This is a genomic window from Actinorectispora metalli (genome assembly GCF_056323685.1).
In genome coordinates this window covers 3,022,611-3,037,179 of record NZ_JBREYE010000001.1, presented here as the reverse complement: position 1 = coordinate 3,037,179, position 14,569 = coordinate 3,022,611, and the positions used below count along the sequence as shown (strand labels likewise).

15 protein-coding genes are annotated in these 14,569 nt (G+C 68.9%); 10 read left to right on the top strand and 5 right to left on the bottom strand.

The genetic code is table 11. The annotated features are described in order from the left end of the window. The gene (locus ACU6XJ_RS14255; protein ID WP_476310918.1) at positions 1-207 is read right to left on the bottom strand and encodes a ribbon-helix-helix protein, CopG family; all 207 of its coding nucleotides are present in this window, start codon (positions 205-207) and stop codon (positions 1-3) included. Positions 208-342: 135 nt separating this feature from the next. Here ACU6XJ_RS14255 and ACU6XJ_RS14250 point away from each other — a divergent pair, with 135 nt between their 5' ends. Continuing rightward, positions 343-933 carry a TetR/AcrR family transcriptional regulator gene (locus ACU6XJ_RS14250; protein WP_476310915.1) on the top strand — a complete coding sequence of 197 codons (591 nt, stop codon included), beginning with the start codon at positions 343-345 and terminating at the stop codon, positions 931-933. A gap of 200 nt (positions 934-1,133) precedes the next feature. Here the strand turns inward: ACU6XJ_RS14250 and ACU6XJ_RS14245 are convergent, their stop codons facing one another. The 3 genes from ACU6XJ_RS14245 to upp all read right to left on the bottom strand — a co-directional run bounded on the left by ACU6XJ_RS14245 (position 1,134) and on the right by upp (position 5,582). Next, positions 1,134-2,765 carry a glycosyl hydrolase family 18 protein gene (locus ACU6XJ_RS14245; RefSeq protein WP_476310912.1) on the bottom strand — a complete coding sequence of 544 codons (1,632 nt, stop codon included), beginning with the start codon at positions 2,763-2,765 and terminating at the stop codon, positions 1,134-1,136. 79 nt (positions 2,766-2,844) lie between these two features. Further along, positions 2,845-4,263, bottom strand: coding sequence for a glycoside hydrolase family 18 protein (locus ACU6XJ_RS14240; protein ID WP_476310910.1), 1,419 nt, complete (start codon positions 4,261-4,263; stop codon positions 2,845-2,847). Positions 4,264-4,958: 695 nt separating this feature from the next. Further along, on the bottom strand, positions 4,959-5,582 hold the full coding sequence (upp, locus tag ACU6XJ_RS14235; protein ID WP_476310907.1) for a uracil phosphoribosyltransferase: 624 nt from the start codon (positions 5,580-5,582) through the stop codon (positions 4,959-4,961). Between the two features lie 152 nt (positions 5,583-5,734). Between upp and ACU6XJ_RS14230 the strand changes: the two genes are divergently transcribed. The 4 genes from ACU6XJ_RS14230 (at position 5,735) to ACU6XJ_RS14215 (ending at position 9,768) form a co-directional block, all read left to right on the top strand. Then, positions 5,735-6,391, top strand: coding sequence for a maleylpyruvate isomerase family mycothiol-dependent enzyme (locus tag ACU6XJ_RS14230; protein ID WP_476310903.1), 657 nt, complete (start codon positions 5,735-5,737; stop codon positions 6,389-6,391). A gap of 89 nt (positions 6,392-6,480) precedes the next feature. Further along, positions 6,481-7,440: a deoxyribose-phosphate aldolase gene (gene deoC, locus ACU6XJ_RS14225; protein WP_476310900.1), complete on the top strand. Its 960-nt coding sequence runs from the start codon at positions 6,481-6,483 to the stop codon at positions 7,438-7,440. Positions 7,441-7,448: 8 nt separating this feature from the next. Beyond that, positions 7,449-8,888, top strand: a complete 1,440-nt coding sequence (locus ACU6XJ_RS14220; RefSeq protein ID WP_476310898.1) for an aldehyde dehydrogenase family protein — start codon at positions 7,449-7,451, stop codon at positions 8,886-8,888. After that, positions 8,881-9,768, top strand: a complete 888-nt coding sequence (locus ACU6XJ_RS14215) for an aldehyde dehydrogenase family protein (RefSeq protein WP_476314010.1) — start codon at positions 8,881-8,883, stop codon at positions 9,766-9,768. Before ACU6XJ_RS14220 ends, ACU6XJ_RS14215 begins: the two co-directional genes overlap by 8 nt. A gap of 180 nt (positions 9,769-9,948) precedes the next feature. Here the strand turns inward: ACU6XJ_RS14215 and ACU6XJ_RS14210 are convergent, their stop codons facing one another. Beyond that, positions 9,949-10,464, bottom strand: coding sequence for an SMI1/KNR4 family protein (locus ACU6XJ_RS14210; protein WP_476310895.1), 516 nt, complete (start codon positions 10,462-10,464; stop codon positions 9,949-9,951). A 284-nt stretch (positions 10,465-10,748) separates the two neighbouring features. Here ACU6XJ_RS14210 and ACU6XJ_RS14205 point away from each other — a divergent pair, with 284 nt between their 5' ends. The 5 genes from ACU6XJ_RS14205 (at position 10,749) to ACU6XJ_RS14185 (ending at position 14,507) form a co-directional block, all read left to right on the top strand. Then, positions 10,749-11,084, top strand: a complete 336-nt coding sequence (locus tag ACU6XJ_RS14205; RefSeq protein WP_476310892.1) for a type VII secretion target — start codon at positions 10,749-10,751, stop codon at positions 11,082-11,084. Between the two features lie 22 nt (positions 11,085-11,106). Next, complete coding sequence (locus ACU6XJ_RS14200; protein ID WP_476310889.1) at positions 11,107-12,255, top strand: C40 family peptidase; 1,149 nt, start codon at positions 11,107-11,109, stop codon at positions 12,253-12,255. Between the two features lie 5 nt (positions 12,256-12,260). Beyond that, positions 12,261-12,659 (top strand): YbaB/EbfC family nucleoid-associated protein, encoded by a 399-nt coding sequence (locus ACU6XJ_RS14195; protein WP_476310887.1) that lies wholly within the window; start codon positions 12,261-12,263, stop codon positions 12,657-12,659. Beyond that, entirely contained in the window at positions 12,656-13,132 is a 477-nt protein-coding gene (locus ACU6XJ_RS14190) for a YbaB/EbfC family nucleoid-associated protein (protein ID WP_476310884.1), read from the top strand. The genes ACU6XJ_RS14195 and ACU6XJ_RS14190 overlap by 4 nt, the downstream gene beginning before the upstream one ends. Before the next feature lie 121 nt (positions 13,133-13,253). Continuing rightward, positions 13,254-14,507 carry a primosomal protein gene (locus tag ACU6XJ_RS14185; protein WP_476310882.1) on the top strand — a complete coding sequence of 418 codons (1,254 nt, stop codon included), beginning with the start codon at positions 13,254-13,256 and terminating at the stop codon, positions 14,505-14,507. Positions 14,508-14,569 lie beyond the last annotated feature (62 nt).

Sequence of the window (14,569 nt, the reverse complement as noted above, 5' to 3'; positions counted from 1 at the left end):
TCATGCCGAGCCGAACTTGTCCAGCAGAACGCTGTAACGCGGCGTGGCGCGGTTCAACGCGCTGTTGAGCTGTTGTTCCCGGTGATGCCGCACCCAGCGCTCGGTGAGCGCGGAGCGGACGATCTCCTGCTTCGATTTGCCCTCGACCGCCGCCAGCTCGTCGAGGTGCCGGTTCTCTTCGTCCGTGAGTCGGAGGGTCATTGCCATGAGATGGATGGTACCAAAGTGATACCATCCCGGCCAGAGTCGCAGGTCACAGGACATCTGTCAGCCTTCCGACACGACCGTGTCCGCCCGCTCGCCCGCCGAGGAAACAAAACAGTGTTGCGATAACCTGCGGGGGTGGCGAGACCGAAGACCCATGACGAGGCGCTGCGGGTCCGGCTGCTGGACCGGGCGGGCGAGCTGCTGTCCAGGGAGGGGCCGGACGCGCTGAGCCTGCGCAAGCTGGCCGCCGACGTCGGCACCTCCACCACCGCGGTGTACTCCCTGTTCGGCGGCAAACCCGGTCTGGTCAGCGCGCTGTACCGGGAGGCGTTCCGCCGCTTCGCCGAGCACCTCGCCGAGGTCAGCCCGACCGACCGGCCGTTGGAGGACCTGTTCCGGCTCGGCCAGGCCTACCGGCGCAGCGCGCTGGCCAACCCGCACCTGTACGCGGTGATGTTCGCCAAGCCGATCCCGGGATTCACGCCCAGTGCCGAGGAAGCGGAGCTGGCGGCGAGCACCATGGGGCCGCTGGTGGACGCGGTGCGCCGGGCCGTCGAGGGCGGGGAGCTTGTCGCCGAGACTCCGGAGCTCATCGCCATGGCCTGTTGGGGCTTGGCCCACGGCCTGGTGTCCATCGAACTGGCCACCGGCGGCGACCCCGAGGAGCAGGGCCGGATCTACGAACGGGCACTCCACGCCATGGCCGACGGCTGGCGACCCCGCTAGGCAGGGCCCGGACCGGACTTGGTGTCCGGAGCACGGACTCAGAGGCCGCGTCACCAGGGCATACCCCTATCGATATAGCCACTTGGTGTCCAGAGTCCGGGTATGTGGCCCTGATTCCCGAACTTCGGACACCAAGTATGGGCAAGGACCCGGGGAGGCGGCCGCCTCTTGTTACCTCCCCGGGCCTCGCTCGAACTGTCCTAACCGGACAGCCCGCTGGTGAGGGCGCTGATCAGCTCACCGTTTTCGGTGTCACCGTCCAGCGACCAGATCATGACCCCGCCGAGCCCCTTGCTCGTGACGTAGGCCGTCTTCTGCTTCATCACGCCGGGATCGTCGAAGGTCCAGAAGGTGGTCCCGTTGAACAGCCAGGCGAAACCGGCTTTCTCGTCACGGTGGACGGTGAACCCGGTGAGCGCCTTGAGCTTGTCGTAGTTGCCGTAGCCGCAGCCCCCGCCGCCCTGGCCGGGTGCGCAACCGGTGGCCTTCTGGAACAGGCCGTTGTTCTGGTTGACCACGCCGGTCCAGCCCTGGCCGTAGAACGGGACGCCGACCACCAACTCATCCGCGGGCGCGCCGCGCTTGAGGTAGGCCTGGATGGTGTCGTCCACGCTGAACTTGTACGGCGAGGGGTCACCCTCGGGTGCGTAGAGCGCCGACTGGTGGTTGGTCGTGGGATCCCAGGAGCCGTGCAGGTCGTAGCCCTGGATGGTGCCGAAGTCGAGTTGGCCGAACACCTTCTCCACCTCGATGCCCACGTCGATCTTGCTCGGCGCGGCGGGCAGGAACGCGGTGATCTCGTAGTGCTTGCCGCCCGCGTGGCCGTACTCGTCAAGCTGACGGCGCAGCTCGGCCAGCAGCAGGGTGAAGTTCTGCTTGTCCTCGGGCCGGATGATGTTGCCCTCGGCGCCCGCCGACGCGGGCCACTCCCAGTCGATGTCGATGCCGTCGAAGACACCGGCACCGGAGCCCGGCCCGCCCTGCGGCTCCTCGCCGAGCTTGGGCAGGTTGCCCTTGATGAACAGGTCGATGCAGGACTCCGCGAAGGCCTTGCGGGACTCCGGGGTCAGCGCCGCGTTGGAGAAGTACTTGGACCAGGTCCAGCCGCCGAGCGACAGCAGCACCTTCAGGTGCGGGTGCTTCTTCTTCAGCTTGCGGATCTGGTTGAAGTGGCCCGCCAGCGGCTGCTCGTAGGTGTCGGCGACCCCGTCGACGGACTCGGCCGCGGAGAAGAGGCGCTGATAGTCGGCGTAGGCGTCGGCCTGGCCCGCCTGGTTCGCCTCGAAGCAGCGGCCCTGCTCGTTGACGTTGGCGAAGGCGTAGTTGATGTGGGTGAGCTTGGCCGCGGTGCCCGAGGTGTCGATGTTCTTGATCAGGTACGGGTCCTGCTCGTGCACCGTCCACGCGGTGAAGTAGCCGACCGCCCGCTTGGTGCCGGGCCGCGGGCCGTTGCCGTCGCAGGGCTTGCCGTTGACCTTGCAGTTGACGACCGCGCCGGAGCCGGTGGCGTTGAAGCCGAAGGATGCCTTGGCGCCGGGTGCGATCCTGGCGTTGTAGGACTTGTTGGTGAAGGTGTAGTGGTCGCCGGTGCGGGCCATGACCGCGTCCCAGGCGGAGGTCACGGTGCCCGCGGACAGGTCGAACTCCAGGATCCAGCCGCTCAGCGCCTGGCCGCTGCCGTTGGTGATGGTGGCGTTGCCGGTGTAGCCGGTGCCCCAGTCGTGTGCCTTGCCCACCGCCGCGGTCACGCCCGCTTCGGCGTTGGCGGGGAGGGCGGAGAGGCCGGTCGCGACGAGCGCGGCCAGCAGCAGGCCCATGATCGGTTTACGCACGAGATTCCCTTCGCGAAGTCCCGGTTGGGATGCGGCCGCGACCGAAGTGGCGCACGACGGTCGCGACCGCAAGCAGGGGTTACTTCAGACCGTTGTCCACGGCGGTCATCAGGGTTCCGTCGTCACTCGACATCTCCCAGATCATCGCGCCGCCAATGCCTTGGGCCTTGATGAACTCGGTCTTCTTGCCGATCACCCACGCGTCGTCGAAGCTCCACCACTGCCCGCCGGAGAAGGCGAAGGCGGAGATGGACTGCTCGTCGTGGATGACCGTCGGGAACTGCGTCTTGAGGTTCTTGTAGGCGCGGACGCCCGCCTCCTCGGGGAAGTCGCCCGGCGCGGCGCCGTTGGCCTTCTGCCATTCGCCTTGCTTGCCGCCGTCCTGGACTTCCTTCCAGCCGCGGCCGTAGAACGGCAGACCCAGGATCAGCTTGTTCTTCGGGATGCCCGCGTCGAGATAGATCTTGAGGGCGTTCTCCACGCTGAACTTGGTGGTGTACGGGTCGTCGGTGTCGACCTTGAGGTTGCTGGCGTGCCCGGTCTGGTTGGGCTCCCAGCTGTTGTCGCTGCCCGCGCCGTGGAAGTCGTAGCCCTGGAAGTTGAAGTAGTCCAGGTACTTGTTGACCTCGGCCATCTCCCAGCCCGCCTCGGCCTTGGCCGGGTCGGCCGGGGTGAAGGCGTGCAGCTCGTACTTCTTGCCGTCGGCCGAGCCCTGCGCGTCAAGCTGGGTGCGGAACTCCTGCAGCAACAGCGTCAGGTTCCGCTTGTCCTCGGGCTTGAAGTGGTTGCCGGGGTGCCCTTCGGCGTTCGGCCACTCCCAGTCGATGTCGATGCCGTCGAAGACACCCTTGGCGGTGCCGGGGCCGCCCGCGGGCTTGCCGGTGCCCCAGTCGTCGCGGGACGGCACGTTGCCCTTGATGTAGAGGTCGATGCAGGACGAGACGAACTTCTTACGCTTGGCGTCGGTGGCCGCGGCGTCGGAGAAGTACTTGGAGAACGTCCAGCCGCCGAGCGATACGAGGATCTTCAGGTTCGGGTGCTTCTTCTTCAGCTTCAGGAACTGGTTGTAGTTGCCGCGCAGCTTGCCCGCGGGGTCGTCGGCCTGGCCGTCCACGGAGGTGGCCGAGTCGTAGACCTTCTGGTAGTCCGCCCACGCGTCGCCCGCGCCGTCACCCTGGTTCGGGTCCTGCGGGTTGGAGCTCACGCCCTTGGTGGTGGCGAAGCAGGTGTGGTCGGTGGGGTGGATGTTCTGGAACGCGTACAGCAGGTGCGTCAGCTTGGCCGCCGCGCCCGTGGTGTCCAGGTTCTTGGGGAAGAAGTTGCGGCCGTAGACGCCCCACTGGGGGAAGTAGCCGATCTTCTTGTAATCGGCCGCAGCCGCGGGGCCGGCTGCGGTCGCCTGGTCGTTCTCAGCCTGTGCGGGTAGCGCGGTGAGCATGGCCAGCGGCAGGATCGCCGCTGTCAGCAGTGTGGGTAGCTGCCATCGAAACCTCGGCATTGCTGCTCCTTCGACCTCAACCCTGTGCAGGGAGGGTGTAGTCGGGGTGCCTGCCTTCCAGATCCGGCCGACCGCGGGCGCCGCCCGAGGTGCGTTTCCGTTGCGCTGACGCGTGACCACCGCGGTCCCGTGGTGACACCGCCGACGCCATGGCGCTGCAGGGTTGCGCCATGGCATGACGGGGCGCCTGTTCCGAAAGGGCTCCGGAACGAGCGGCCGGCGAGAAGCTGTTCGCAGCCACCACGGCCTCCGTAAAAGCGGCCGAACCTGTGGGAGGAAACATTGCTCGCCGCTTATTCACAGTCAAGGTCTAGACCACTGCAACACTCTTCTGCACTATCCGCTCACCGGATAGCTTCGGGGCCCGATACCTACACAACTGCTGCGCGACCCTACGTAAGTCGGTAAAAGAGCGGCCGGTCGGACCAACGCGATGGGCCCGATGTCCAGCCATAATCCGGCCGATGCGATAAATGCAGCCGCGGTGTCGCATTCACCATCACCCAACGTGATCGGGATCACTCTGGATGCGGTCCGTATCGAAGTGGTGACGCTGTGCTTTCGACGCAGGCGAGGGTGCCGCGACCGAGGATCACCGGTCCGGCCCGGTATCAGGAAATTGACATCGATTTCCATCGAACAAAAGACACGCCGATAAAATTCACATTATCGGCACACGCTTCCGCAGGCGGGGATCAAAGCGGCCCGTACTGGCGGTCGCCCGCATCGCCGAGGCCGGGAACGATGAAACCCGACTCGTTGAGGTAGTCGTCGACACTGCCGGTGACCAATCGCACCGGAAGACCGGACTCCTCAAGGCGCTTGATTCCCTCCGGCGCCGCCACCGCGCAAATCGCGGTGACATCCGTGGCATGCCGGGCGGCCAACAGGCGAATTGTGTATTCCATGGACCCGCCGGTGGCGAGCATCGGATCAAGCACCAGGACCGGCGTCTCGGACAGGTCGTCCGGCAGGGATTCCATGTACGGCGTCGGCTGGAGCGTGCGCTCGTCGCGGGCCAGCCCGACGAACCCCATCTGCGCCTCGGGGATCAGCGCATGTGCCTGGTTGGCCATGCCGAGACCCGCACGCAGCACCGGCACCAGCAGCGGCGGCGAGGCGAGGTCGTAGCGCAGGGTGCGGGCGACCGGCGTGTGGATGCGCTCGGTGGCCACCGCCCAGCCACGCGTGGCCTCGTAGATGAGCATCATCGTGAGCTCGGAAAGGGCAGCGCGGAACGTCGCACTATCGGTTCTGGCATCCCGCATAGTGCTTAGCCTGGCCCTGGCCAGCGGGTGGTCGACTACGAGCACGTCCATACCCGCAACGCTAAGCCATGCGCGGTGACCGGTGCAGCCGCTATATCGGTCACAGGGGTAGCTGTTCAGGCGATTTTCACAATACGGTCTGGAGTAACAGGGGGATTGAGTGTTATACGGCCGTGATAGGTGACCCTAAGCCTGGAGGGCGGATGTACGACCGGATCTACCGCGAATCACGAGTCCGCATCACGGAACTGGTGCGCGGCCTCGGACCGGAGCAGCTCGACCGGCCGGTGGCCGCGTGTCCAGAGTGGACAGTCCGACAGGTGGTCGCGCACTTGGCTGGTGTGTGTTCCGACGTGGCGGACAAGCGACTTGACGGCGCGCCGGGTCCGGAGTGGACAGCGCGTCACGTCGGAGAACGGCAGGACCGGCCGGTCGAGGAGAACCTCGCCGAGTGGGCGCGGCGCTCGCCCGAGGTGGAGGCCATCCTGACGAAGCCATACCCGGTGGTGCACGACGTGACCCAGCACGAGGCCGACCTGCGCGGCACGTTCGGCCTGCCGAGGGTGCCCGAGGACTGCTGGCAGCCCATGCTGGCCGCGCTGGCGGGTGGTGCGAAGTCGTTCATGGAGCTCAAGCCGCCGGGCACGCTGGTGATGGTCACCGAGGCGGGCCAGTGGACGGTCGGCCATGGCGAGCCGGTGGCCACGGTGACCACGCAGGGCTACGAGTTGTGGCGGGCGCTGATCGGCCGCCGCAGCCGCGGCCAGATCCAGTCCTGGGACTGGATCGGCGACGCCGTGCCGTTCACCGCCAACTTCTCGGTCTTCTCCCCGCCGACCTCGGACCTCACCGAGCCCTAGACCTGAGGCGCTGGGGAAAGCAGGTGGTTTCGACCTTCGGTAACGGTGTTGCGGACGTCACGGCCGGTGCGGGCTCCTAGAGTGGGGGCATGGCCATTTCGCCCGCACAGCTGACGCCGGAGTTGGCTGAGGCAACCCGTGACGACGCGGCGCTGCGCCGTTTCCTGCACGGGCTGCCCGGCGTCGACCACGTCGGTCTCGAACAGCGGGCGGCGACCCTTGCCACCCGCAGCATCAAGAAGGCCGCCAAGCTCTGGGCCATCGACACCGCGATCGCCATGGTCGACCTGACGACGTTGGAGGGCGCGGACACGCCGGGCAGGGTGCGCACGCTGGCCGCCAAGGCCCGCCGCCCCGATCCCGGCCAACCCGATGTGCCCGCGGTGGCCGCGGTCTGCGTCTACCCCGACCTGGCCGCCGTCGCCGCGGCCGAACTGGCGGGCAGCGGCGTCGGAGTCGCCGCGGTCGCCACGGCCTTCCCGTCGGGGCGTTCCTCGCTGGCGATCAAGCTCGCCGACACCAGGCTCGCGGTGGAAGCGGGCGCCACCGAGATCGACATGGTGATCGACCGCGGCGCGTTCCTCGCGGGCCGCTACGGGCAGGTGTTCGAGGAGATCACACAGGTCAAGCAGGCCTGCGGACAGGCGCATCTGAAGGTCATCCTGGAAACCGGCGAGCTCGCCACCTACGACAACGTGCGGCGGGCAAGCTGGCTGGCGCTGCTGGCGGGCGGCGACTTCATCAAGACCTCCACCGGCAAGGTCTCCCCCGCGGCCACCCTGCCCGTCACCCACGTGATGTTGCAGGCGGTGCGGGATTGGCGGGCCAGAACCGGTGAGCGCCGCGGGGTGAAGGCGGCGGGCGGCATCCGCAACACCAAGGAAGCGATCCGCTACCTGGTCGCGGTGAACGAGGTGGCGGGCCGGGACTGGCTGGACCCGCAAGGCTTCCGGTTCGGGGCCTCAAGCCTGCTCAACGACCTGCTGATGCAGCGGCGGACCCAACTGGACGGGCACTACAGCGGCCGCGACTACGTGGCGATCGATTAGGGGGCGAGATGACCGAGAACGTGTTCGAGTACGCCCCGGCACCGGAGTCGGCGGAGACGGCCGGGCTGCGGCCGAGCTACCAGCTGTTCGTGGACGGGCAGTTCACCGACGGCGAGGGCGATCCGCTCAAGACGATCAACCCGGCCACCGGCGAGGTGCTCGCCGAGGTCTCCACCGCCTCACCGTCCGATGTGGACAGGGCGGTGCGGGCGGCCCGCCGGGCCTATGACCGGGTGTGGGGCCGGATGCCGGGCGCGGAACGGGCCAAGTACCTGTTCCGGATCGCCAGGATGATCCAGGAGCGGGGCCGCGAGCTCGCCGTGCTGGAGAGCCTGGACAACGGCAAGCCGATCAGGGAGTCCCGCGACGTGGACATCCCCCTGGCCGCGGCGCACTTCTTCCACCACGCGGGCTGGGCGGACAAGCTGGGCCACGCGGGCTACGGGCCCCACCCGAAGCCGATCGGCGTCGCCGGGCAGATCATCCCGTGGAACTTCCCGCTGCTGATGGCGGCCTGGAAGCTCGCGCCCGCGCTGGCCTGCGGCAACACCGTGGTCCTCAAGCCCGCGGAGACCACTCCGCTGACCGCGCTGGTGCTGGCCGAGATCGTGCAGCAGGCGGGCCTGCCGCCGGGCGTGGTCAACGTGCTGCCGGGGGCGGGCGACGTCGGCGCCGAGCTGGTGAACTCCGACGAGATCGACAAGATCGCCTTCACCGGTTCCACCGAGGTGGGCAAGCAGATCCAGCAGGCCGTTGCGGGCACGCCGAAGCGGCTCACGCTGGAGCTGGGCGGCAAGGCCGCCAACATCGTCTTCGACGACGCCCCGCTGGACCAGACGATCGAGGGCATCGTCAACGGCATCTTCTTCAACCAGGGCCATGTCTGCTGCGCGGGCTCCCGGCTGTTGGTGCAGGAGTCGGTGGCCGACGAGGTGATCGAGAAGCTGCGGCAGCGCATCACCACGCTGCGGGTCGGCGACCCGCTGGACAAGAACACCGATGTCGGCGCGATCAACTCCGCCGAGCAGCTGGCCAGGATCACCGAACTCGCCGAGTCCGGCGACAGTGAGGGCGCCCAGCGCTGGACCAGCCCGTGCCCCCTGCCGGACAAGGGCTTCTTCTTCGCGCCGACGGTGTTCTCCGACGTGCAGCAGTCGATGCGGATCGCCCGTGAGGAGATCTTCGGACCGGTGCTGTCGGTGCTCACCTTCCGCACACCGGACGAGGCGATCAGCAAGGCCAACAACACGCCGTACGGCCTGTCGGCTGGTGTGTGGACCGAGAAGGGCTCCCGCATCCTGTGGGCCGCGCAGAAGCTGCGGGCGGGTGTGGTGTGGGCGAACACGTTCAACCGCTTCGACCCGGCCGCGCCCTTCGGCGGCTACAAGGAGTCGGGCTTCGGCCGCGAGGGCGGCCGCGCTGGTCTGGAGGCCTACCTTGATTTTTAACGTCCAGCAGGAGAACGGCTCGCGGGTCGGGGTGGCCAAGACCTACAAGCTCTATATCGGCGGCGCGTTCCCGCGTTCGGAGTCGGGCCGCTCGTACCCGGTCAGCGATGCCAGGGGCGCCTTCCTGGCCAATGCCGCGCAGGCCTCCCGCAAGGACGTCCGGGAGGCGGTGGCCGCGGCGGCCAAGGCCTTCCCCGGCTGGTCGGGCGCCACCGCCTACAACCGCGGCCAGGTGATCTACCGCATCGCCGAGATGGCCGAGGGCCGCCGCGAGCAGCTTGCCGCCGAGGTCATTGCCTGCGAGGGCGTGCCGCTCAAGAGAGCGCAGTCCACCGTGGACGCCGCCATCGACCGGCTGGTCTGGTACGCGGGCTGGACCGACAAGGTGGCCACCGTGCTGGGCGGCGCCAATCCGGTGGCGGGCCCCTACTTCAACTTCAGCGTCCCGGAGCCGACCGGGGTGGCGGGCCTGATCGCGCCCGCGTCCTCCAGTCTGCTCGGCCTGGTCAGCGTGGTCGCGCCCGCCATCGCCACCGGCAACACGTGCGTTGTGCTGGCAAGTCAGCACCGCCCGCTGCCCGCGATCACCTTCGGGGAACTGCTGGCCACCTCGGATGTGCCGGGCGGCGTGGTGAACATCCTGACCGGCCGCACCGCCGAGTTGGCGCCCTGGCTGGCCACCCACGCCGAGGTCAACGCCCTCGATCTGGTCGGCGCCCCGCAGTCACAGCGGGCGGACCTGGAACAGGCGGCCGCGGGCACCGTCAAACGCGTCCTGCGCGCCGCGGCAGCCGAACCCGACTGGACCCGCGAACCCGACCTCCGCCGCCTCCGCGCCTTCATCGAAACCAAAACCGTCTGGCACCCCGTCGGCACCTGAACCCGACTTAGTCGGCTAAGTCCGGAAATCACCACCGCCATCTCCGGACTCAGTGTCCCGGGCCTGGAAAATGACCAACTCGGGTGCGAAGAATTGTGTGGGGAGTTTTCACAATGGTGGGCTTCAGCGGTCTCGCCGCAGACGGGCATCGGGCGAGGCCGCTGAAGCCACCGTCGTGAATTACGCGGCGCCGTGCCAGAGCGTGGACGCTCCCTGGAGGGAGAACTCGCCCAGCGCCCAGTCAAGGCTGCCCGCTGTAGGCATGGCGTTGTAACCGTCCACGCCGGTTCCGTACTGAAGTGCGTCGGCGACGCTGCCGATGAGTGAGCCCAGCGTCGGCCAGCCGGATGCGGACACCGAGCCGAGCCGGTAGTCCAGTTCCAACACTCGACCTCGGCGCGGACCCTGCCTCAGGTCCAGCACCAGGTAGATCCCGCATCCGGTGTGCGCGACGGGCATCAGCGCGCTGGGCCAGCCCAGCCTGGTGCCCGTGTCGCCGCCGACGTAATCGCTGCCGGGCCCGGTCAGCCGCTTGCGGCAGGCCAGAGCCTCGGTGGGCGAGTACGGCGAGTAGTAGGGCGGAAAGATCTCCGCCCGCCTCCCGTCGAGAGTTCCTCCGCATACTGCCCAGAATTCGCGGAGGTCGGCCGGTAGTTCGGCCCCCAGAACCCGCTCGACTTCACCCAGGACGCTCACATCTCCCGGAGCCAGAGCGGAGTGTGTAACGGGCGCGATCCGACGAAGACCGTCGATCACACGCCCCCAATCACAAATAACCCCCATTTGTCCAGTATCAGGAAAGCGAATGCTGTTTGGTACCGCTCAATGGTTGATGATCACCGGTCCAAGGTGTCCGAGGAAGGCAATAGTGTCGAAATGACGTGGTTATGCCTCCGCCCGGCCTTCCGATGCGGCAGTCTGGTGGAACCGGCGGCGGACCAGCAGCGTCGTAACGGGGGGACGGGGAGGAAGGCGGCGTCATGACCCAGCCGAAGGACCGCATTCATGTCCAGTTCGAGGCTCTGCACGGTTATGCCAATCGTGCCCAGGGTCTTGGCGGTGAGATCGCCTCGGTCGGCACCGCATCGCTGAAGGACGCGAGCACGGTCGCCGCGGACGCGTTCGGCAAGGTGGCCGCCGAGACCAACCTGCCCGCCGCCTTCGGCCAGGCCGTCACCGCACAGCTCAACGCGATCAAGGCGGCCGCCGCCGGGTTGCAGGGCCTCGGCACCGCGGTGAACAACGCCGCCACCGCCTACGAACAGGCGGAACAGGATCACGCGCGGAACCTCAACCGCGCGGCGCAGGCGCACTGACGCCCAGGGGGATCACCGATCGATGGCCAACGCAGCAGCTGAACTCGAGGGCATGGTCGCCCCGATGCGGGAGCACCGGTCCAGGCTGGACGGCGACCTCGGCAGCGCGAGCCGCGCCGCCGCCGCGCTGAGCACCGCGGCGGGCAAGCTCGCCGACCTCAAGGGCCAACACGACACGGCGGCCAAGAGCGCGCTGGACAACTGGTACGGCGACCGCGCGGGCAGCTTCCAGGAGCGGACCGGCGTGCTCGGCAACGCCCTGACCGCGTTGTCCGGCAACTGCACCACCGCCCAGTCCGCCGCATCCGAGGCGGTGAACGCCGTCGAGGGCGGCCGCCGAACCATCGACGGCGTGATCAACAACTTCCTCGGCTGGGCCCGGCCCAAACTGGAGGCGGCCGCGGGCACCGACCAGTGGACGCAGGTGCTCGGCGAGGCCCAGACCGAGGCGCGCAAGCAGGCCACCGAGACCGCCCGACACCTCGGCACGGTCAAGGACCAGCTCACCGCAGCCGCGGGCAAGCTCGCCGGGCTCCAGGTGGTGGACGCGGGCGCCCTGGAGAACCTCGGGACGCCCATCGGCGCCCCGGCCGGGCCCGCGGTGGTCGGCAGCCAGAGCGCCGACGGCAACGGCTCGGGCAGCGGTAGCGGAGGCGGTGCAGGCGGCGGTTCCGGTGGTGGCAGCGGTGGAGGCTCCGACAGTGGAGGCGGGGGCGGCGGGGGCGGCGCGCACAAACCGCACCTGCCGGTGGCGATCCCGCCCCAGCCCGGTTCCGGGGTGGACATCAACCTCCCAGGCGGCGGCACGGTGCAGGCGCCCAACGAGATCGCGGCCGCGGCGGTGCGCAAGGCGATGACCGCGTTGGGCACGCCGTATGTGTGGGCAGCGTCGAACCCGCCGCAGGGCACCGACTGCTCGGGACTGACCAAGTGGGCCTACGCCGACGCGGGCCTCGACCTGCCGCGGCACTCGGCGGCCCAGGCCATCGGCGCCGAGGTGCCCTCCGCCGACCAGCTTCTGCCGGGCGACCTGATCGTCTGGAAGGGCCACGTCGCGATGTTCATCGGCAACGGCCAGCTCATCGAGGCCGGCGACCCGGTGCAGATCGGCCCGCTGCGCACCAGCAACTCCGGCATGCCGTTCATGGGCTTCTACCGTCCGACAGGGTGATGGGTGTGACCGACCACATCGGCGACGAGATCGCCAGGACCGCGGCCAGGATCGAGCGGACGCGGCAACGCGTCCAGGAGCGGCTGGACCGCGGCGGGCCCGTCGTCGGCCGCGCCCGGTCCTCCGACGGCGCGCTGACCGTGGAGGTCGACGCCGCGGGCGTGCTGCGTGACGTGCAGATCAACCCAGCGGCGATGCGGCTCGGACCGGAGGCGCTGGCCGCCGAGGTGGTCCGGGTCGCTGCGGCGGCCACGAAGAACGCCGCCGCCCGCATGCACGATGTGCTGCGCGGGGTGCTGGACTCCGACGCTTTGCGGGCCGCTGCCGACCTCGGCGTCACGGCGGCCGACCGCGAGGACGATGGCGATGAGGAGTACGGCTCGGTGTTGGAGCGTCACCGGTGACCGAGAGCGTGGACACCGGCCGGACCGTCGAGCAGCTGATCACCGACGCCGAGGCCGCCTACCAGGCGAGCAAGGACCTGCCGCGGCGGCTGGCCGAGGTGACCGGGGAGGCCCGCAGCCAGGACGGCACCGTGGCCGCGCAGGTCGGCCCCACCGGCGCGCTGACCGGCCTGTGGCTGCACCCGGCCGCGCTGAACCAGGACCCCCGCGCCCTCGGCAAGTCCATAGTGGATACCGCCCGGCAGGCGGCGGAGTTCGCCAAGCAGCGCGGCTACAACGTGCTCGCGCTGGTCATCGGCGATGAGGCGATGGCGGTCAGCGAGTCCTCCGCGGGCATCGCGCCCGCCAGGGCCGCGGGCTGGGACAGCGCGACCGTCACCGCGCCCCGCCCGGCGGCGGCACCGCCACCCATCGAGGACGACGATGACGACCTGTTCGGTTTCGACCCGTCCTCGCTGCGCTCCGACCGCTGATCAACTTGGCGGGAAAGACGTGCCTTCCTGCGCGAGGGCCCGGAGGCAGCCCACTAAAGACGCGGCGAAGATGACCACGTAGGCTGCCGCCCGGGTTCATCCGCATGTGCCGGAGGTGAGCATGGCGCAGGACATCGTCCCGATCGAGCTTGGCCTGCCCAAGGGGGATCTCGTCACCCTGTGGGCGCCGCGCTGGCGGGAGGAGGGTGAAGAGTGGGAGGCGTTCCTCGGTGATGAGGAGAACCTCTTCGGCTTCCCCGACACGGCACATCTCGCCGCCTTCGTGCGCACCACGCCGGAGCACGACCTGGCCGACCACCCGGCCTGGCATGTGGTCCCCGGGCTGCCCGCGCCGGAGCTGATCCCCGACGACGATCACCACTACGACCTCGTCGGCGTGCCCGAGCTTGCCGCGGAGGACCCCGACACCTGGACCATCGGCGAGCTCGCCGACGTGATCGCCATGGTGCGCTCGCTGGCCGATGTGTGCGGGTTGGACAAGGTCCACGAGATCCTGGACTCCGCCGACGGCTTCGCGGTGCTCGACCAGGGCACCTTCCCGTTCACCGGCCGCGACGGCCAGCGCCGCTGGGACGAGCTGTCCCAGGTGATCGTGGACAAATGGGATGAGCTGCTGGACGAGATCGACTCGATGGTCGCCACCCCGAAGGTCGACGCGACCGCGCTGGCCACCGCCGAGCAGGAGGTCGCCGAGGCCTTCCCCGCGGGCGTCGAGGACGAGGTGATCGAGGACGCCGAGACCGGTTCCGACGCCGAAGCCGAGGCAGCCGAGTTGGACGCCGAGGACTCCGACGCCGAGCCCACCGGCTTCTGGGCCGAGGTCGGCATCGACCCGATCAAGGTCATCACCAGCGACGGCGAGTACTACACGCTGCGCTGCTACCTGGGCGACCGCCCGCTGTTCCTCGGCTCGGACGGCAAGATCGAGGTCTTCGGCTCCCCGCGTGCGCTGGCCCGCTTCGTGGTGGACTCCGAGATCGAGCACGACCTCCTCACCGTGTCGACCTGGCCCGACGTGGTCACCAAGGCCACCGGCGGCGAGTTGGACATCGACGTCGACCCGGAGAACACCTACGTGCTGGCGGGCCTTGGCGAGGACCTCGCCGACGGCCCCGGCTCGGTCGACCCCAACCAGCTGGACCTCGCGGTCGAGTTGCTGACCGACGCCGCGGACTGGGCGGAGGACAACTCCGTCAGCGAAGCGCTGGAACCCTCGGAAAGCCTGGGCTGGCTGGTGTCCTTCGTGCTCCGCCCCGACCCGACACGGCTGGCGCCCAGCCCGCCGTTCCAGTCCGAGGTCGCGAGCTGGCAGGAACTGGTCCACGCCTTCGAAGACCGCCTCAACAAGCACTGAGCCTGCTGCCCACTCGAGGAGCAGCCCGCGCGGTGCGTCGCGGGCTGCTGACGGTGCAACGC